General features: G+C 30.5%; 24 protein-coding genes and 1 tRNA gene. 14 read left to right on the top strand and 11 right to left on the bottom strand.

Annotated elements, in window-relative coordinates; all coding sequences use genetic code 11:
• Positions 1-360: 360 nt before the first annotated feature.
• Entirely contained in the window at positions 361-858 is a 498-nt protein-coding gene (locus tag AAGD45_RS02240) for a helix-turn-helix transcriptional regulator (RefSeq protein ID WP_341761810.1), read from the top strand.
• Here the strand turns inward: AAGD45_RS02240 and AAGD45_RS02235 are convergent.
• The 3 genes from AAGD45_RS02235 to AAGD45_RS02225 form a co-directional block, all read right to left on the bottom strand.
• Positions 855-1262: a type II toxin-antitoxin system VapC family toxin gene (locus AAGD45_RS02235; protein ID WP_341761809.1), complete on the bottom strand. Its 408-nt coding sequence runs from the start codon at positions 1260-1262 to the stop codon at positions 855-857. The two genes, AAGD45_RS02240 and AAGD45_RS02235, sit on opposite strands and share 4 nt — an antisense overlap.
• 5 nt (positions 1263-1267) lie before the next feature.
• Positions 1268-1516 carry a type II toxin-antitoxin system Phd/YefM family antitoxin gene (locus tag AAGD45_RS02230; RefSeq protein WP_341761808.1) on the bottom strand — a complete coding sequence of 83 codons (249 nt, stop codon included), beginning with the start codon at positions 1514-1516 and terminating at the stop codon, positions 1268-1270.
• A 190-nt stretch (positions 1517-1706) separates the two neighbouring features.
• The gene (locus tag AAGD45_RS02225; RefSeq protein ID WP_341761807.1) at positions 1707-1946 is read right to left on the bottom strand and encodes a type II toxin-antitoxin system prevent-host-death family antitoxin; all 240 of its coding nucleotides are present in this window, start codon (positions 1944-1946) and stop codon (positions 1707-1709) included.
• Between the two features lie 507 nt (positions 1947-2453).
• Between AAGD45_RS02225 and AAGD45_RS02220 the strand changes: the two genes are divergently transcribed.
• The 6 genes from AAGD45_RS02220 (at position 2454) to AAGD45_RS02195 (ending at position 7709) form a co-directional block, all read left to right on the top strand.
• Complete coding sequence (locus AAGD45_RS02220) at positions 2454-2693, top strand: hypothetical protein (RefSeq protein WP_341761806.1); 240 nt, start codon at positions 2454-2456, stop codon at positions 2691-2693.
• Positions 2694-2981: 288 nt separating this feature from the next.
• Positions 2982-4442 carry a sodium:solute symporter family protein gene (locus AAGD45_RS02215; protein ID WP_341761805.1) on the top strand — a complete coding sequence of 487 codons (1461 nt, stop codon included), beginning with the start codon at positions 2982-2984 and terminating at the stop codon, positions 4440-4442.
• A 125-nt stretch (positions 4443-4567) separates the two neighbouring features.
• Entirely contained in the window at positions 4568-5809 is a 1242-nt protein-coding gene (locus AAGD45_RS02210) for a hypothetical protein (RefSeq protein ID WP_341761804.1), read from the top strand.
• Positions 5763-5975 (top strand): hypothetical protein, encoded by a 213-nt coding sequence (locus AAGD45_RS02205; RefSeq protein WP_341761803.1) that lies wholly within the window; start codon positions 5763-5765, stop codon positions 5973-5975. Before AAGD45_RS02210 ends, AAGD45_RS02205 begins: the two co-directional genes overlap by 47 nt.
• Before the next feature lie 464 nt (positions 5976-6439).
• A complete protein-coding gene (locus AAGD45_RS02200; RefSeq protein ID WP_341761802.1) occupies positions 6440-7093 on the top strand; it encodes a hypothetical protein in 654 nt (217 codons plus the stop codon).
• Between the two features lie 397 nt (positions 7094-7490).
• On the top strand, positions 7491-7709 hold the full coding sequence (locus tag AAGD45_RS02195) for a hypothetical protein (RefSeq protein WP_341761801.1): 219 nt from the start codon (positions 7491-7493) through the stop codon (positions 7707-7709).
• Between the two features lie 134 nt (positions 7710-7843).
• Here the strand turns inward: AAGD45_RS02195 and AAGD45_RS02190 are convergent, their stop codons facing one another.
• A complete protein-coding gene (locus AAGD45_RS02190; protein WP_341761800.1) occupies positions 7844-8710 on the bottom strand; it encodes a Dam family site-specific DNA-(adenine-N6)-methyltransferase in 867 nt (288 codons plus the stop codon).
• Positions 8711-8866: 156 nt separating this feature from the next.
• Between AAGD45_RS02190 and AAGD45_RS02185 the strand changes: the two genes are divergently transcribed.
• Both AAGD45_RS02185 and AAGD45_RS02180 read left to right on the top strand, forming a co-directional pair.
• Positions 8867-9118, top strand: a complete 252-nt coding sequence (locus AAGD45_RS02185; protein ID WP_341761799.1) for a ribbon-helix-helix domain-containing protein — start codon at positions 8867-8869, stop codon at positions 9116-9118.
• Positions 9108-9365, top strand: coding sequence for a type II toxin-antitoxin system RelE/ParE family toxin (locus tag AAGD45_RS02180; RefSeq protein ID WP_341761798.1), 258 nt, complete (start codon positions 9108-9110; stop codon positions 9363-9365). Before AAGD45_RS02185 ends, AAGD45_RS02180 begins: the two co-directional genes overlap by 11 nt.
• 50 nt (positions 9366-9415) lie before the next feature.
• Here AAGD45_RS02180 and AAGD45_RS02175 read toward each other — a convergent pair whose 3' ends face one another.
• The 4 genes from AAGD45_RS02175 to AAGD45_RS02160 form a co-directional block, all read right to left on the bottom strand.
• On the bottom strand, positions 9416-9649 hold the full coding sequence (locus tag AAGD45_RS02175) for a helix-turn-helix transcriptional regulator (RefSeq protein WP_341761797.1): 234 nt from the start codon (positions 9647-9649) through the stop codon (positions 9416-9418).
• Between the two features lie 16 nt (positions 9650-9665).
• Positions 9666-10412 (bottom strand): hypothetical protein, encoded by a 747-nt coding sequence (locus tag AAGD45_RS02170; RefSeq protein ID WP_341761796.1) that lies wholly within the window; start codon positions 10410-10412, stop codon positions 9666-9668.
• A gap of 285 nt (positions 10413-10697) precedes the next feature.
• On the bottom strand, positions 10698-11450 hold the full coding sequence (locus AAGD45_RS02165; RefSeq protein ID WP_341761795.1) for a DUF1376 domain-containing protein: 753 nt from the start codon (positions 11448-11450) through the stop codon (positions 10698-10700).
• 523 nt (positions 11451-11973) lie between these two features.
• On the bottom strand, positions 11974-12216 hold the full coding sequence (locus AAGD45_RS02160) for a hypothetical protein (protein WP_341761794.1): 243 nt from the start codon (positions 12214-12216) through the stop codon (positions 11974-11976).
• A 276-nt stretch (positions 12217-12492) separates the two neighbouring features.
• Here AAGD45_RS02160 and AAGD45_RS02155 point away from each other — a divergent pair, with 276 nt between their 5' ends.
• The 4 genes from AAGD45_RS02155 (at position 12493) to AAGD45_RS02140 (ending at position 15370) form a co-directional block, all read left to right on the top strand.
• The gene (locus AAGD45_RS02155) at positions 12493-12693 is read left to right on the top strand and encodes a hypothetical protein (protein WP_341761793.1); all 201 of its coding nucleotides are present in this window, start codon (positions 12493-12495) and stop codon (positions 12691-12693) included.
• Between the two features lie 318 nt (positions 12694-13011).
• Positions 13012-13467 (top strand): hypothetical protein, encoded by a 456-nt coding sequence (locus AAGD45_RS02150; RefSeq protein WP_341761792.1) that lies wholly within the window; start codon positions 13012-13014, stop codon positions 13465-13467.
• Between the two features lies 1 nt (position 13468).
• Complete coding sequence (locus AAGD45_RS02145) at positions 13469-13591, top strand: hypothetical protein (protein WP_341761791.1); 123 nt, start codon at positions 13469-13471, stop codon at positions 13589-13591.
• A 222-nt stretch (positions 13592-13813) separates the two neighbouring features.
• The gene (locus tag AAGD45_RS02140) at positions 13814-15370 is read left to right on the top strand and encodes a recombinase family protein (protein WP_341761790.1); all 1557 of its coding nucleotides are present in this window, start codon (positions 13814-13816) and stop codon (positions 15368-15370) included.
• On the opposite strand, the gene AAGD45_RS02135 is transcribed toward AAGD45_RS02140, so the two are convergent.
• Positions 15341-15417 (bottom strand) — tRNA-Arg (locus AAGD45_RS02135). The genes AAGD45_RS02140 and AAGD45_RS02135 overlap by 30 nt on opposite strands.
• A 607-nt stretch (positions 15418-16024) precedes the next feature.
• Between AAGD45_RS02135 and AAGD45_RS02130 the strand changes: the two genes are divergently transcribed.
• A complete protein-coding gene (locus AAGD45_RS02130) occupies positions 16025-17107 on the top strand; it encodes an IS481 family transposase (protein WP_341761164.1) in 1083 nt (360 codons plus the stop codon).
• Between the two features lie 187 nt (positions 17108-17294).
• Here AAGD45_RS02130 and AAGD45_RS02125 read toward each other — a convergent pair whose 3' ends face one another.
• The gene (locus AAGD45_RS02125; protein ID WP_341761789.1) at positions 17295-18047 is read right to left on the bottom strand and encodes a class II aldolase/adducin family protein; all 753 of its coding nucleotides are present in this window, start codon (positions 18045-18047) and stop codon (positions 17295-17297) included.
• A gap of 18 nt (positions 18048-18065) precedes the next feature.
• Positions 18066-19229 (bottom strand): mechanosensitive ion channel family protein, encoded by a 1164-nt coding sequence (locus AAGD45_RS02120; RefSeq protein WP_341761788.1) that lies wholly within the window; start codon positions 19227-19229, stop codon positions 18066-18068.
• Positions 19230-19280: the final 51 nt, after the last annotated feature.

The raw sequence follows: 19280 nt of genomic DNA, 5'->3' as shown, positions 1-19280 counted from the left end.
TATGATCATAGTACACCTCAATAATGGTTGTAATTTAATAGCAATAGCTATTGGATTGATTTCACTGGTAAGTACTCTGATGCTGCAAAACTTTTGAGTACTTACCTAGTTTAGATTCCCAGTGTAACATTCAAGTTTTAGTCTTATTAATAAGCTAAACGTTTGAGTTGTTATACTGGCTTTTTTAGTTTGAGATCTAGCAAAGTATATTCTTTGCTTTAAAAAATTAATCAATAATCATTGGTCTTTTTTTTATGATCTCATTCTATTTTTGGGAGTTTATTACAATTATTTTTGGGTGTCAAGAAAAAAATGAATTACCGTAATTCATTTTATTAGAGATATTAAATTATTTAAAGTATGGCTCTTGTTCATCAAATACAAATATTTTTAACACATAAATTAAAAGATAATAATTTAAAACGTAAAACTTTTGCACAAGAGAGTAATATTTTATATAGAACCGTATGTAATATCATCAATTCTATAGGAGCTAATCCGGAATTGGAAACTATATTGAAAATTGCTAATTATTTTAAATGTTCTATGAACGAAGTAATTGGTAGAAATGAATATGTTTCTATAAATCAAAAAGATTATAACTTTCAAATAATTAATTCAGAAGATATAAGTATTAATTTAAGACATTTTCTTAATAAAAAACTTAAAGAGAAAAATATTAATCCATATCAATTAGGTATAACTATTGGTTTTAGTCAAAATGTTATTCCCAAATTCTTAAAAGAAAATAATCCTAAGAAGACACTTACTAGTACAGTTGCAGTAGCATTAGCCGACTACTTTCAAGTATCACTAGATGAAATGGTTGGTAGAATTAAACCCACTACCGCAGGTTAAAATGGGTTAATTATTTCAAGACCTAAATAACTGAAGTCTTTAACATTCCGTGTTACTAAAATAAGATCAAAATGTAAAGCTGTGGCAGCAATTAAACTATCAACAGCTGGTAACGTTCTACCTGACTGAGCTTGTATTACTCCCCATTTATTAGCTACTTGCTGATCAATAGGTAAAATACGACCAGCAAACCACGATGTTAACTCTTGATCCAACCATATACAGACCTTTTCTCTTCTTTTTATATCTGTAATCTTACCAATACCCTTGCGTATTTTTCCTATGGTTAAAACACTTAAATATAAGTCTCGATTTTGTACAGCATTAAACCACTCTACTACCCGTGTATTTTGTTTTACTTTGATAAGTTCAGAAATTACATTTGTATCAATTAAATAACTCATTTAAATTACAACTCAATTTCTCGACAAGGACTTTTGTCCCTTTCAAGATCAATTTTCAATCCTCTTAGCGGAGAATTTTGTAGAAATTGAACAAAAGAGGATTTTGGAGAGATTAAGTCAACATATTGGTTGATTGATATTATAACAGCCATAGTTTTACCTTTAACACTAATTTCTTGAGGACCATCATTAACTGCTTTTTGTATTATCTCACTTAGTTTTGTTTTCACTTCTTGAATTTGCCATTTTTTCATATAATCATTTTCCAAATGAACTTGATAATTTAAAACTAGTTTATTTTAGCAAATAATATCTTATTTAAAAATAAGTTATTTCTATGCATAATCGATGTGAAGTAATTAGGTATACATTGTAAAATGGGTAATTTTTCTAGTTCAGACAATGCCCATATTAAGGTATGAGTGTCAAGTAATAATCTCACAACTAATCCTTTATCCCTAACTTTGTTGCTATTTCTTCAGACCATTTGTCAAAATCTTTAGCTACTTTAATTTTACCTTTAAATATCCCAAGCCTATTAATAGATTTCACAGGATTGTATTTAACGATTTTAGCAATTGGTTTCCCAGCTCTTTCAATAATAACTTCTTCATTTTTGTATTCTACTTCTTTCAGTAGAGATGATAAGTGAGCTTTTGCAGAAGTAATGTTTACTGGATACATAAAGTTTAATTTACTTTTTACTAGGATTAATATTAGTTCAATTAAATATGTTTATCAACCATAATTAAGTAAAAATTGTACAGGGGAATTTAAAAGTCATTTTTCACTTTTGATGTCATCCCCGCCTTTGCGGGATGACATCTTTTCGGCTTCTCGTCATGACTTTTAAATTGCCTAGTTAAATCATAAAAACATTATATTGACTTTATACAAGTATATATTTAAAATTTAAGGCGGAATTACTGCAAAGTAATTCCGGGGTCTCAAAAGCCTCTATCTAACGGCGGTATGCATTAACCGTACAATAGTGCTTCTCGGTCTTTTATGGTCGGGGGGATGGTAGTCGTATGTTCGGCTTAAGTGTTTACATTTAAGCTATACGACTATCATGGCTGTCTGTTAGCAGTTTTTTGAGCCCCCGATCACCAATCTAGAGTCACTTCTTCTAAAAATCTTGTCTTTGGTGGTCAAAAATTTACAGTTTTTTGACATTCAGGGGAAGATTATATGCATTTAAGTTGGGATTGGGATATAACCATTTTTGCTATTTTTTTAGTTTTTAACTTAGCAGTAGGTTTATTTTATAGTCGTGGTATAAAAAATATTAACGAATATGCTATAGGAAATCGCAATTTCTCCACCAGCACTATAACTGCTACAATTATTGCCACTTGTATAGGAGGCGGTTTCTTTTCTGAGGCAGTTAGTGACTCATCTTCGAGACGAAAAAGTGCTTTAAACGTCTAAAGAATCAGGTTCGCAGCGGTTTTGGAATGAAGTTTGTAGTCATGTAAACATCACTTTTCTACTTGACATACTAAAAATTAGTCAACATAATGCTTCTTATGTGTATTACCATTGTTTTGTTTCAAATAAAAACTCTTGTCATTAAAGTACACTTTTATCAGTATTTCTTTATTATAAAATTCCACAGGTGAAAAAATGTAGTCAGTAACGAGAATTTAATTCTACACTCCACTCGTCGCATAATACTCACGTTCTATAGCATAATTTCTGCTCATATTTATCTCGAAGATGAGTAGTGAATCGTATAAACAAGGTTTATATTTTATCATTCCAGCAATTGGTGAACCTTTGGCTCTCATAATTGTTGGTTACTTATTAGCTCCACGTATGGCAGAGTTTTTAGGTAATCTTTCCATAGCTGAAGCTATGGGTACTCTATATGGCAAAAAAGTTCAATTGGTTACAGCTATAGTAGGTATTTTCCTTTGCACCGGAATAGTTGCATTGCAATTTAAGGTTTCAGCTACCATGCTGCAACTTTTCTTTAATCTTTCTAGTTTTTATGCTGTTTTGGCAAGTGCTGTTATAGTAATATTATATTCGGCTTTTGGTGGTATAAAGGCTGTTACTTTTACAGATATAATACAATTCTTTACTTTTGGCACTATCATTCCTGTAATTACTTTAATGATTTGGGGAACTCTGCATGATCCTCATAAAGTTTTTGTAACAATTAATGAGAATCCTTTATTTGATTATAGGCAGCTATTTAATTTTAACTCTAAGTCTATAAGCTCCTTTTTGCTGTTATTATTTTTTCTAATCCCTGGTTTTCAACCAGTTTTTTTTCAAAGATTGGCAATGGCTAAGAATATCACACAAGTTAGACAGTCTTTTATAACAGCAGGTTTAATATGTCTTGTGATATTAGTAATAATAATGTGGGTTGGAATATTATTACTGGCAGACAATCCTAATCTTAACCCTAATAACTTGTTAGCCCATATTATAGAGAATTACAGCTATTCAGGATTAAGAGGACTTACTGCTATAGGTATTATAGCGATAATCATGTCTACGGCAGACTCATACATTAATTCTTCAGCTATATTATTCACTAATGATATTTTAAAATTATTAGATTTTAAGGTTATAAGAAAGATACGTAATAATCTTAGTGATCTCATTATATTACGTATTCTTGCTGTTTTTGTTGGTATTTCTGCTATTTTCCTAGCTTTTAAAGCAAAGAGTATACTTGCTTTACTGTTAATAGCATTAGATTTCTATATGCCTGTAGTTTCAGTACCTTTCCTCTTAGCAATTCTAGGCTTTCGTAGTAGTAGTAAAGCAGTATTAATGGGAATGTTTGCTGGATTTATTACAGCAGTTAGTTTTAAAGTCCTAAATGTAAAAATGGAGCCTATAGTACCAGCTATGGCAGCTAATTTGTTAACTTTGATGTTTAGCCATTACTTTTTTAAACAAGTTGGTGGTTGGATTGGGGTAAAAGACACAAGCCCCATCATCGCTCTTAGACTTGAACGTAAAAGAAAATTCAAGCAAATCGTTAGTTCAATCAAACAATTTAATTTGATAAATTTTTGTAAAGGTAATTTACCAAAAGATGAAAGTACTTATTTTCTATTTGGTTTCTTTGTAATAGTATCCACTTATTCCTCGTTATTTACTATTTCAGAATATTATAGTACAAAATATGCTAATATTTATCACTTCATTCAGTATTAATAATAGCTACTGGATTTGTAACTTATTCGATATGGCCTCCTAGATTTAAAAACGAGATATTTATCGCATTAGCTTGGAATTTAGGTATTTTATATCTGTTGATTTGTGTTGGAAGTATGTTGGTTATGATTAGCGAATTTCATCAACTACAATTAATGATATTTATTATTAACTTGTTAGTTACGGGAATATTGCTTAGGTGGCAGATAGCTTTATTTATTACAATTTTTGGCACATTCACATCATTGCAATTTTTTAAATGTTGTATGGGTAAATATTATTTAACTAGTAATTTTGGTGATATACAATTCCAAATAATTTACCTTTTATTACTATTTAGTAGTGTACTAATAGCATTTCTGAAACCAAAACAAAAATATGAAGAATTGTCTGAGACCATGAAGAGTGTATGGGAAACAAAATCAAGAAAACTAACGCATGATTTGATAAAAATAGCACAACATGAAGAAGAGTTTTTTAATAGAATAGAAGCTCAAGAACAACAACAACTTCATAGCTTGCAACTCCAATTTAAAGCATTATGTACAAAACTACAAAAAACAGATAATAAAGACCAAATTTCTTGGATTACTGAAGAATTATATGAGGTAGCAAAACGAATAGAGGCTTGGGCTTTATATCTTTCGACTATTACTCACAGAGTAAGACGTCAAGTGCATATTAAGCCTACTAAAATTAACATTATGGATTTAGTAAATGAAGTAGTAGTAGAATGTGAAAAATTATCTGATCAACCATTACGGTTTGTTAGCCAATATGCAATAAAATATCATAATATAACATGCGATCCAAAGAAACTGAAGGCAGTAATAAAAAGCCTGTTAATTCATGCTATCAACAATAATGTTGATAGTAATCTAGTGAATATTTTTCTAGAGGATGATGTTCTAGATTTTAAGGTAAATATCTCGGAAACTACTAAAAGTAAAAAATCAATTGAAGCAGTAAGACTAACAATAAAAAATCAAGGAGATCACCTTACTGAACAACAACTTAAATTAATTTTCACTCCAACTTTTAGGGAAACTAATGAACTAACTTTTTTTGAGTGTTCTAATATTATAGATGCTCACTATGGAAATTGTAAGGTTGATAATAACCAAGACCAAGATAAAGGTATAAATTATAATATTACTATTCCTGCTAATATTAAGGAGATTCGACCTAAAGTAATGGATTTGCCTGATATAAGGATTGAGAACTTTGAAAAGATTACAGAAATATTTTTACAGGAACAAAAGGACGATAGATTAAATATAGCACAAAAATTACTGCAAGCAGGGGTTGACTTTGATATTATTGAGCAAGCTACCTTACTTAAAAAGGAAGAAATTACCAATATTTAGTGGCTGGAAAAGGAAGCATTTAATAAGAGCAATTAATTTATCTGATTTGCAATTAGTTAGCACAGATAATCCTAAAGTAAACGGGAATTATATAATCAATTTTCTACAAAAATTAGAAGCAGAAAATCCTAATAAAGAGAAGATATATTTGATTTGTGATTTTTAAATAGCTTAGATTAATATTACCACTTAGATAATTTCTTAACTTTACTTTTTGTGGGATACTAAGAAATTTATTATCTTCTTGAAGATATTATTCCAAATAATAGAATTTTTCAAATAATTCTATTATTTGATCTGTTATAGTCAATTGATAAGAATTTGGTGACGTCGTCACTCTTCAGTTAGAAAACAATACCCTTCAACTGCCAAGCATTGGTGTTTGATGTTGTCGTATTTTTTTAAGATAATATTTTCCCTAGTGTCTCTATTCTACCGCTGATCTATTAAATCTTGCAAAAAAATACCCTAGGCAAAAACTTTCTCTAGACTCTGTCAATTAGTGGGATTAAATGTGGTGTAGATACTACGCAGCGTGGTGTCAAATACCGAGGTTAGACAAGAAATAGGATGATTTTTAAATCTAACCTCAGTGTCCATTTTTTATAGACAAAAATAGGGGTTAATTATATGGTGAGCGATATTAAAGATCAACAACAAAACTACTTAACAAATGAAGAAATAAATAATCTCAGTGAAGTCTCTATACGACTGTTTTGCAAGATCTTCCAAAGCAACAATAGAACGGAGCTAAATCTTGAACAAATTAGACTTGGAGCAGAAGGAGCTGAGTTAGTTGCCAAGTTTCTTGAAAATAATAAAATTACCACCTATATAAATCTTACCGAAACTAATATAGGTTATCAGGGGATAAAGCATCTTGTTAAAGCATTAGAGAATAATATTACTTTAACTGATATAGACCTTGAATACAACAATATTGGAGATCAAGGAGCAATCATACTGGCACAATTCCTAACAAATAATAAAACCATCAAGCGAATAAATCTCAATGTCAATAATATTAATGATGAGGGGTTTGTACAACTTTTCAAGGCCTTAGAAATTAATAGGACTATAAGGCAAGTAAAGCTTAGTTATAATAATATTAGTGATAAGGGGGTAATGGAATTGGTAAAAAGTTTAAATACTAATAAAATTAATAGCGAAATAATAATGGATTATATAGATCTTGAAAACAATGATATTAGTTATGAAGTGTTAGAGCTACTAATTAAAGTGCTAGAGGAAAATAATAAAAAACTGGTGGATAACTATAACTGAGATATAGGGTTTCCACCATTCCTCCTCCTTTTAAGTTAATCGTGTATTTTTATTTTTCTGAAGACTAACTGAATAACATTTAACAACTGTTTAAAATTTAAAAATTTTAAACAGTTACATCAATAATAAATACCCCCAAAAATGTCAATAATGTTGCAATTAGCCACAATGACCAATTACTTATCTAGCTTATTTACCATAACTACAATAATAACTGTAATAAGTGAAATTTGATTTAATTATAGCAATTATTTACTGATGTCTCATCTTTGCAGCTGTGCTTAATATTTTCAAGAAATAATCATATTTATTCTACGATCTCACTGTACTCTTAGGAGTATAAAATCATATGTCCAATAATAATGAAAATCAATAAGAAGTTAAAGAAATTACTAATTTGTACGAACTTCAACCACAATTAGTGGAAGCACGACTAATTTTAGAAAGGGTTTTAAAAATAGCTTGTTCTAATGATAAGTTAATGAAAAAAATATACGAATATTCCGGTGATAGCTCTACAACCATTATATGGTATTTACAGCAAGTCATAAAATATTTAGATGCCATAATTATTAATAATAAAGTAATTATCGATGCTTTAGCTGGTAAATCTTAGTAAAATTACTTATCTTTATTTTTGTAATCTGTGATATTAAGATAACAAAGTAGGATTTAGCAGAGTAGACGGGAAAGCTGTCCTTTACGTCTACTCTAACTAAAATTAGAAATATTTATATAATGATTCTTGGCTCAATAATTTGTTATTAATAATTCATTAGATGTTTTTCTATAATTTGACATAGAATATTTAACGGTAATAGTGCTAATATTAAAACCTTTATATACATCTCTAATAAAGCTTGTATCACTGTTAGAGAGCATAAGTTTCACACCTTTATTACTTAATTCTTTGGCAAAATTACTAAGTCTTACTTGGTCATTTTCACCAAATGGTAACCTAGTATAAAAAGTTTCACCTGATTTATGATAAGGTGGATCAAAATAAACAAAATCATTGGTCTTAGGTTCAATAAAAGAGAAATCACTTGCGTAAATTAGAGTATTTTGCAAAAGATTACTGCATTGGTTAAGTATGATAGCAAAATTATTAGATTGACCATACTGTCTAGTAGAATAAGACATTTGTACTTGGTTATATTTATTTACTCGATATACTCCTCTAAAAGAATATCGGTTTAAATACAAGAATCTTGCAGTAATTTCTAGAGGATCATTGCTATTAACATTATTATCTCTGACCTGATAATAATGTTCTTTAGTATGTTTTAGCTTATATGATTCACATAATTCAATAATTTTTGCTGGATTCTTTTTGACAGCATTGTAGCTTGTTATAAGTTCAAGATTAATGTCAGATAAAAAACACTTGTTGAATTTATCTTTTACTTGGAAAAACAGTGCTCCACCGCCAAGAAAAGGTTCATAATAATTATTTAAATCTAATGGAATGCGTTCAAGCAATTTATCAATAAATTTTCTTTTCCCTCCTACCCATTGAAAAAATGGACTAATAATGGGATTAACTGTAGTACGAATAGCAGTTATTTTAGTAGCCGTGTTGATGCTTTCATTTCTAGTAATTTGCTGCTGGGTCATTTAAATTTATCCTTCAATTACTCTTTAGTAAAGCATAGAAGATTAACTAAAAACGAATAGTTGACATTTTTACCCATTTATTTTGTTGTTTAGTAGTCTTGACAACTACATATGAATATATTAGAATACAATGTATTCACAATACATGACATTATTATGACCACAATTACTACACGTATTCCAGATGATTTAAATAACTCTTTATCTTTGATAGCTAAATCAATGGAAAGATCAAAAAGCTATATTGTTCATAAAGCAATTGAAAGCTACATTAAAGAACAACTAGAAGATATAGAGGATGCAGAAGATGCTTTAGTACGAATAAAAAGTCCAAACAGAAAATTTTATACTTCTGAAGAAATGAAACAAAGATTAGAAGAAAGATATCGTACAAAGCATGGTTTATAAAACTAAATGGGATGATAAAGCAGATGCAGATTTATCAAATATTTCTCCTGATATCGCTTTAAAAATATACAATAAAGTGGAAAATTATTTAACATCGATGCCACAAAAATTAGGAAAGCCGTTAATTGGTAAATACAAAGGTCTTTATCGATATAGATACGGTGACTACAGAATATTTTATGAAATTGATTTAGAAAATAATTTGGTCATTATAAATAAAATAGGACATAGAAGTAATATTTACTAGTGTAGAATTTTTATATTGATTTGTATTATCAGTAAGAGGTAGTAGGCTACTTATAACAGTTGGTAAGAAAATAAAAAATCTAATAATTGTCGGTGGTGATAGATGCCAATTTTATTTTTAGCATTTGTTATATGTTTTTCTGCAGTTCTGTACGATATACCTAGTCTAGCTGCTATGTGTTTTTTAGGAAAGCCAAGAGCTGCAAGTGTAAGACATTCCATAGCTCTTTGAGTAAGAATGAAAGACTTGCCTAAATATTTTACGTTAATTTTAGTTGTTTTCATAATAGGGCTATTTTAGTTAATTGTTTAAAACCTTTTCAGGAAATAATTCTGCCAAGTTATTGGGGCTAAAAATTTTTACGTATAAGTTATTGTTGTGTAAGTTTTGGCAGTATGAATTACTGCATCTTATACTACCTAGAACTAGGCTAACACAAAGACTTACAAGACTAATAAACTGTTCAAAAGATTCAAAGTGGCTAAGGTAATAGCTAATAATTTCCGGACTATTAGTTGATGGCAAAAAGTAAAATCCTTCAATTTTATCTTTGGTTCTTTGGTAAATGACAAAACTGTTACATGCTTGCTGACTGTAGAATTGTATTAGAGATTGGTAGCTGAGATTTTTGTTTTGGATATTGTGGCTATTGTCAAAATTTTTGGTGCAAAAATTTCGGGTACAAAAACCCATAGTTGTGCCATTGCTTAAAAATTGACGATAGCCAAATTCTTGAATCTGTAAGTTAAACGTACCAGTTAATTGCTCAATCAGTTTTGCTTGTAATACATTTTTTGCTAAACCGGTAAAAACGACTTCATTGATTAAACACTGACTCATTACACACTCATTCATTGGGCATTTAATCATTTTTTTACCATTTTGTTCATTCTTACTCTCAGCTTCTTTGTAAATTTCATTAGTTTGCTCCATTGAAACAAGCTGTGATTGAGATTTGTCTAAGGTAGTTTTGTTCATAATTTTTACTCTAATTAACGGTCTTGATAATGACCAATATAACGTTTGGTTAAGATTATTATTGTGCATCTTTACTACCATTAGATGATTTTTCACTTAAAGTTGGTAAGGTCATATTTTCCTAATTTCTAGTTTTTTTAATAGCTAGGCGTAATTGCTATCTTGGTTCTTTACTTCACCTCTTCCTCTATCTTCTCACCTTAATAAACCATCGATAGCAATTACTATTGCGATACTATGAAAGATTTTTACCTTGTGCAATAGGATGTTCATGGCATGCAACGATAATTTGTCTTATAAAGCTAAAGGGAAAGCAAAAAATAGCTGGAATTAGTTCATGTTATGATACAAGGTTTAAAAACATCGTTGTATTTCAGCAGTGAAGTACGCAAAAGATTTTGGACGTTCTAGATTTTGCTTGCTAACACGCTGGAGTATTAGGGCAATTTTTTGATAGATAGAATCGATACTAATACCAGCTTTTATCCATTCAACTAGCAAAAATTGATCCTTAGGGAAAAGCATACTATGCTCACTAAAGAGTAATTGCAGTTTATTATATAATTCGTGATAAACGGTTAATTGTTTTGAGTTATCCACAGGCCTATCTATATCATCTAATCTTAAATCAATATCTTTCTTTTTAGACGTGCGTGCGTAGCATTGCAATTGCATATGCTGTGGCATTGCAGTTGCATATGCTGTAGCATCATTTAATTTACAATTTTTGCTTCCTATTGATGCAATATTTTCAATTATTTTATCATCGATATTGCAATTCTGTTTACCCCATCTCTTCCTGGCTTTCAGAGAATTTTTTTGTGATATTAAAACAGTTTTTTGGTATTCTTTTTTGAGTTCAGTATGAGTAAATGTTTTGTCAGAAAAAATGAAAAAATTTTGTAAAATTTTTTTGTAATTTTGCCATTTTTTTGGTGTAATGCGTAAATAATGAGCAATTTTTGTATCATCATGTGGTAGTTTTCCACCACTTATCCACATATGTTCCAATAGACGAATATAAACACCATATTCATCATGTTTTAGTAACTCTGCATCCTTAGTAATAGCCGATGGGTAAAAGGGTTTATGGTAAAATTCTGTCATAATTAATGTCCTTGTTAATTAATATAAATTAGTAAAATATCGAGGCTAAAAAGACAGTTCATTCTATGAAACCAAAAAAAATCTTTAAAAAATTGGAAAAAAGTTCTAATTTTCTTTAGATTTTCTGAAAATTTTCTACTAGATTTTACAGTTTTTGTAGTTTTTAAAAACTTATCCACGCATTTTCCACAGAATTATCCATAATATTTGCGAGTAATTTTAATACCATTAATGGTTGTTTAGTAGCATTTTGTAATTAATAATTTTATAAAAATTACTTATGTAAAAAGATAATGCTAAATTATTAAGAGAATATTAGGTAATGATTAAAACTTAAAATGACCATGAAAGATTGGACAACCAAATATCCTGTAAACAGATATATGAATTATTTTACTGTTGTCTTATATCACCAACTCTTCATAGTCGTTTAATATGCTTAAAACATCAGAAATATGGAAATTATTATCTGATACATAAGAGTTATTGATTGGATTTTGATATGTTAATTACGATTGATATACTAATCATCACGAAAAGAATTAGCATGTAGTTTTTCTTTCTCAAATAATTTATCAGAAAGCCTATGGAAATCATTAGCTGAAACTGCCCCCAAAGTTGCAATATAAATTTTAACAATAACATCATGCATTGGCATAACATTTTCATGGATATATTTATGTACTTGACTTCTATTCTTACCTATTTTCTTAGCAAATATATGAACTTGCATTTGTTGCAGCTCTAACCACTTTTCTAATCTCATATAGCCTTAAAATAATTAACCTGTAAATTGTAGATATCTTCATTTAAAAAATCATCGTTTGCTAGATACTCCAAAAGATTTAGTAATTAGTTCCTGTAATGAACTAATTACTAAATCTTTTACAAAACTATATCGCTTATAAAGCTGAAGTTAAAGGCAACTGGTTTTAGAAAACAAATTATTTTCTGTTACATGCCATGAACTCGTAGTTGTGTAATGTAAAATTATGTTGGATGCTAAGATAAAATTATAAAAATAAGAAGAGCTGAAAATATTATGCCTATAAAAGAATGTAATGAACGTACCAAGGAAGAAATCTATGCTAGCATAGTCTTTAGGATAAAAGTAATGTACCATAACAAAATCACTGACTCAGAAGCTCATGAAGCTGCGAGAAACTTAATTGACTTCTGTCAAGAAATTATTAATTACAAGATGAAAAAGAAAGAAAAGGAAAACAACGAAAATAACAATTAACCATAAAAAAACTGTTATTGACTTTAGGGGAGTATAGTTTAGAATTAAAAATGAAGTAACTGTAAAGTTACTTTGGGGTGTAGAAACCTGTAGTCCGTTAGTGGTAAGCATCAGCCATTAAATGATGAATCCTCGATTTTCATGGTCGGGGAGATGTTAGCTATGTCCAAGGCTTAAGGTGAAAACCTTAAGCCTAAAGGTTAACGTAGCTGTCTAACGGCAGTTTTTCTAACTCCCCGATCGCCAAAGTAATCTCTCAAGGTTCTTTGGTGGTTAAAACTTAATAACTTTAAGTTTAATCAACGAGGGAATGCCATTATGAGACATACAACAACCTTAACTGCAAATGCAATAATTTTTCTTACCCCACCTTATAACAACAGTAATGATCTTAAGCTCAGAAACGATGTCATTACTACTAGCCAACAAGAAGGATTAACAGTAGTAGAAATTATCGAATCTAAAGGACCTTATGATTATTGTACTCTTGGCAAATTAATTCGCCGAGTAATGACTTGTAGTAATAAATCTGTCATCATTCTAATTGACGAGGACTTGCTATATACACCAATTAATACGTTATTTTGGTCTGTACTTGGTACTTTGTCATCTGCTAACCTAATCACCGTTACTACTTACACAAGGTTTTATGAAAAAGTACTTTTGCAAAAGATAGATATAAAAGATGATTATTTTTTATACGTTGCTGCTACTTATTGTAAGAGATACCATACATTTGGTAGTAAAAAATCAAATTTAAATATAGATGAATAATATGTCCATTAAGGCAACTAAGGCTATTCTTTTAGCTTGTGTCTTATCAAAAGAACAAAAAAGAGGCTTCTCTATTAGCACAAAAATATCATCTGTAAGAATATTGCACTATATAAAAAAATGAGCTGGATTTTCTAGACCTTAGTTCATTCTATTTTAAGAATATTATGTCAGACTAGTACAGCAAAGCTGAAGGAGTTAATATTGAAAAAGAAATATTTTTTACTCTTGGCTCTAATACTAGGATAATTTAATGCAAACTCAACTGAACTTATGTGGTGCTTAATTTATCTTTAAATGCATAACGCTTTTAATTAAACAAAATCTATTATTGTTAAGGGAAAATATGACAGAAACAGCACAAAAAGCTACTAAAGCTATTCTTCTAGCTCGTGTCTCATCAAAAGAACAAGAAGAAGGCTACTCTATTGAAGCACAAAAATACCGATTACAAGAATATTGTATGCGTAAAGGTTTAGAAATTCTAAGGATATTTGAATTCTCTGAATCATCAACAGTAGGTAATCGTAAGAAGTTTATGGAGGCTATAGGTTTTGCTAAAAAACAAAAAGAAATTATAGCAGTAGTTGCAGATAAAGTTGATCGATTACAACGTAGCTATAAAGAAACACCTCTACTAAATGATCTAATTGAAAGAGCAAAAATCGAACTACATTTTTACACGGAAAATTGTATCATCCATAAGCATTCTACTTCGCAAGATAGGATGGTATGGAATATGTTTGTAATGATGGCTCAAGCTTTTGTTGATAGTCTTAGAGATAATGTTAACCGTGCTATTGCCCAAAAACTACGCCAAGGAGAGTGGGTAAGTACTGCTCCCATTGGTTACTTGCATGTAACAAGTGGCAATAGTAGAGATCGAGGTAAGGGGGGTATAATAGTTGATCCTGACCGTGGTCCTTTAATAAAGAAAATATTTGAAACATATGCTACAGGTAGTCATACTCTTGCTGAGATACTAAAGAAAACCAAAGAATGGGGATTACGCAATTCTAGAGGTAATCAAGATTATTTATGCCACTCTCATATTTATTCTATTATTACAAATCCATTTTATTACGGGGTAATGAGATTACTAAAAACTAAAAAAGAATACCAACATATATATCCTCCTCTAATTAGTAAAGAACTATTTGATGCTTGCCAAAGGATACGTCTTAACTGGAATAAGAAACCGTTTAAATATGGAGAGAAAGAGTATATATTTAGGGGGTTAATAAAATGTACTGCCACTGGTCGAGTTGTTACTGCTGAAACCAAAAAGAAGACCTATGTTAATGGTCAAACTGAAGAATGGATATATTTAAGAACTTGGGACTCAAATGAACCTGATAGGAGGATATACGTGAAAGAAGAAATAGTACTACAAGAAGTAGAAAAAGTATTAGCAACACTCCATCTAGATCCTAATTTGCTAGCTGAAGTAACTGCTTATATTAAAAGCTCAGCAAAAATAGAGCAAGGTTTTCATAAAATGCGTATAGGAGAGCTACATACTGAGCATACTAAGATCAAAACTCGTATGGATAGGTTAACTGATTTATTTTTAGATGGTGATATTAGCAAGGAAGATCATGAAGGAAAACGTCAGCAATTAATACAAAAACGTGAAGATATCGTGAGAGAAATAGAAAGCCATAATAATGCTGATGATAAATTTTCAGAATGCTTGGTTAACCTAGTAGAACTGGCTTCCGGAGCGTTGGAAACCTTTAAAGGTTCGACTACGGAAGGAAAACGCAAATTGATAAATTTAGTATTTGCGAACCTAGAATTAAAAGACGGAAAGCTAGACTTTATGCTACGTCCACCGTTTGACGCATTCATAAAATGTACTAAAATCGGAGAATGGCGCACCCGAGAGGAGTCGAACCCCTAACCCTATGATCCGTAGTCATATACTCTATCCAATTGAGCTACGGGTGCTATATATACTCTTCTGTTTTAAAGAATTGTTTTTTGAGATATTATTGGATTCACGTACCAAAGTACACTGAGTACGTTCCTAATTCATTTTCAATTCGTAAGACCATTCGAGTATACTTGAATCCTAGATAGCATAGTGTGCTTATTTTTATAAAACATCTTAAAATTGAAAATTTTTAGAAAGAGTATACTATATCCCTAAACTCCTATTATGTCAAGATCATAAGTTTCCAAACCTAGAACAGGGCAGTTTAAAAAACCGCAACTGTGAGTAGAAGGGGGTGCAAATGTTTAGAACAGGAATAAAAGAACTAAAAGATACTGCAAGCTAGGAAATAAGGTATCTAGAAAGGGATAAAGATAGTAAGAAAAAGTGGCTTTGTTGCATAAATAGGATTTGAGATAAATTACCCCTAACCCCAAAATAGAAGGTTAGCAAACGGCAACAGAAATTGGTTTGCCAATCTCAAACATTTTGTTTAGAAGGTAGCATTTAAATTGTAAAAGTAAAGACTTGATCTGACAGTTTGGAGTTGTTGGGTACGAAAATATCGAATAAAATCGTACCCAGCAAATTTTAACAACCTCTTATTAAGGAGACTGTCAGATGACAACATATCAAGAAAAAATCATAAAACCAAGAATTGGTTTATTACAATTAGCAGAACAACTAGGAAACGTATCGCAAGCTTGTAAAGTAATGGGCTATAGCAGAGATACATTTTACCGCTATAAGGAACTGCATGAGCAAGGTGGAGCAGAATCTTTGTTTGAGATGACTAGAAAGAAGCCATGTTTGAAGAATCGTGTTCCATCTAATATCGAGGATGCAGTAGTTAATATAGCTGTTGAATTTCCTGCTTATGGTCAGGAACGTACTGCTAATGAATTACGTAGGAGAGGTATCATTATCTCTGGAGGTGGAGTAAGGTCTGTTTGGCTACGTCATGATCTAGAGAATTTCAAAAAACGTCTAAAAGCATTGGATGCTAAAGTTGCAAATGATGGTATTATTTTGAGTGATGCACAACTTGCTGCACTTGAGAAAATCAAGAATAAACGTGAAGCAACTGGTGAGATTGAAACCATGCATCCTGGTTACCTTGGCTCTCAAGATACCTATTATGTTGGAAACATTAAAGGCATAGGACGTATCTACCAACAAACCTTTGTAGACACTTATTCTAGGGTAGCTATTTGTAAGCTTTATACCGAGAAAACAGCTATTACTACAGCAGACCATTTGAATGATAGGGTTATTCCATTTTTTGAAAAGTATAATATCCCTTTGCTTCGAATACTTACAGATAGAGGCACGGAATATTGTGGTAAACCTGAGAATCATGCTTATCAACTATATCTTGGTATTGAGAATATAGATCATTCTAGAACTAAAGCATATAGTCCTCAAACTAATGGTATATGTGAGCGTTTTCACAAAACTATGCAGGAAGAGTGCTATCACATTCTATTCCGTAAAAAGCTCTATAATACATTAGATGAGTTACAAGCTGATATAGATACTTGGCTTACAAATTATAATAACGAAAGGTCTCATTCAGGTAAACATTGTTTTGGTAAAACACCAATGCAAACTTTTAGAGATTCACTTTATATTGCTAAAGATAAAAATATTAGTAATATAGAGAGAATATCAGACAACTTGGCTATTACTTATCAAGCTGCCTGATTATTACTTATTGTCAGATTAAGTCGTAACTAGTACATAAAAAGTCTATCTTAATCCACTTACGAGGTAAACAATAGGATTAACTAGAGACACTTTTTGCCAAAAATCTGGTAACATGTAAGTAAAAACCTTCTCTTTTGTCCAGTAGTGTGACTAGTTGTACGCCTAGCATGCTCACCATTCATTTTCAAATCCAATTCTTCAAATCTATTTGAGTATATTCTTTATACTTTGCAAAATTAACTCTCTTAAGTAAGTTAAGCCAAGCAATCCAGTCACGTTTGCCTAAATCTTCTTCAAATGACAATAGATCTTGCACAGATTTTTTACAAATTTCTTGAGATGGCAAGATTAACTCCTGATTTGTTGAACATGCTAAACATTGGGTCTTACATGCTTGCTCTAGATGATAAGTATAGAACATAGCTTCATGGATTGTTTTACCACAAGCTAATATTCCATGATTACGTAGAAACATAACATAATTTTGTCCAAGATCATCAAGCATTGTATTACTTTGATTAGATTTAAGTAGAAGAGAGTTATAGTCATGATAAGATAGTTTTCCATAAAAATGCAACGCCCATTGACTTATGGGCATCAATCCAACTCGCATGGATGATACAGCAACAGTTGCTGGAGTATGTAGATGAAAGATAGATAAAATGTCTGATCTTTTTTTGTATATATTACCGTGAGTGACGTAGCCGGTTTCATTGTAACTATCTTCGCTACCCTCTAGAACTGTTCCATCAAAACCAACTCGCAGTAAATTATCGCTAGTTACTTCTTCAAACCTTAAACCAAAAGGATAAATATAGTAAAAATCCGCCCCTTCAGGTCTTGCAGATAGATGTGTATAAGTATGGTCATCTAGGGTCAAAATCGCAAGAATTTGATATGCAGAAGCTAAGTTAAATTTGATCTCTTCTAAAGTCATTGTTATATTAGTTTAAGCTTATACATTATTATTTTGAAATACTTTTAATTTGAATTCAGGAATCACTGCAAACAAATGATCAAAAATACCGCTTTGAATATCTTCATATATATCCCCTCTTGTTTCATTAGTAAAGACATATAATTCTATTGGTAAACCATTAGGGGTTGGAGCTAACTGACGTACCAAAAATGTAAAATTTTCTTTATATATCGCAGGGTGATTTTTAAGATATTCTTTTATATATAATCTAAATATTTTTATATTTGTTATATCGCTACCTATATGTTCCAAATTCACTTTATTTATTGCTTCCGGTGCAAGATATGGTGATTTTTGTAACTCCTGTATAAATATAGTTGGAACAAATACGATACTATTTGTATCAATACATATTGCTCTCTGAATTTTTTTTGCCACTGATTCCGTTATACCACGAGAATTCACTACATTAGTTGTTAAAAGACTAGATGTAGGTATTGTTGAAATAGTTTGATCGGCATTTTTAATCTTAACTACTGTAATAGTAATTTTTTCTACAGTACCTTCAACATTATACTGGTTAACAGTAACAAAATCACCAATTCGTATTATATCCTGAGAAATAAGTTGTAAGCTTGCTAACAAACCTGTAACAGTATCTTTAAATAGGAAGGTTAACAACGCTGCCGCTGCTCCTAAACTAGTAAAAAATGCACCAAGGGAAATATTCAAAATACTGGAAATAATTATAATGGTAGCAACAGAAACAATAAGTATTTTTGATATTTGTGTGTATAAACTTAAATAGGCTTGTACAGAAGTTGCCATTTTGTTTCGATAAATATCGGCAAAAGCCTCTATAAGAGATAGGATTAGCAATGTAACGAAGCTACCTGTATAGAGTGTTATTACAATATTCTTAATACTAATTATCCAATGTGGAATAGGAAATGCCTGTAAGATATTGCCCCAAAATATAAGGTATAAACTTAGCAATGTATGTAATAAGTAGGTGTATATAGAGTATTTTTTAAATGTTTTTTCATAATCATGATGGCGTTTATTAATATAGTTTTTTATCATTGAAAATATTACTGTCTTAATAACAATAACCAATGGAATGATTGAAACTATCATAATTATTAACATTAAAGTTTCTTTATCGTATTTGTGATAAAGATGCAATAAATACTGTGTCATAAATCAACCTTTTTGATATTTGTTCATTGTATGATATTAATTAGTCAACTA

Origin of the sequence: Candidatus Tisiphia endosymbiont of Thecophora atra, assembly GCF_964026395.1 — a bacterium.
GTDB lineage: Bacteria > Pseudomonadota > Alphaproteobacteria > Rickettsiales > Rickettsiaceae > Tisiphia.
Note: the sequence above shows the minus strand (reverse complement) of the source record. Positions and strands in the feature narration are given on the sequence as shown.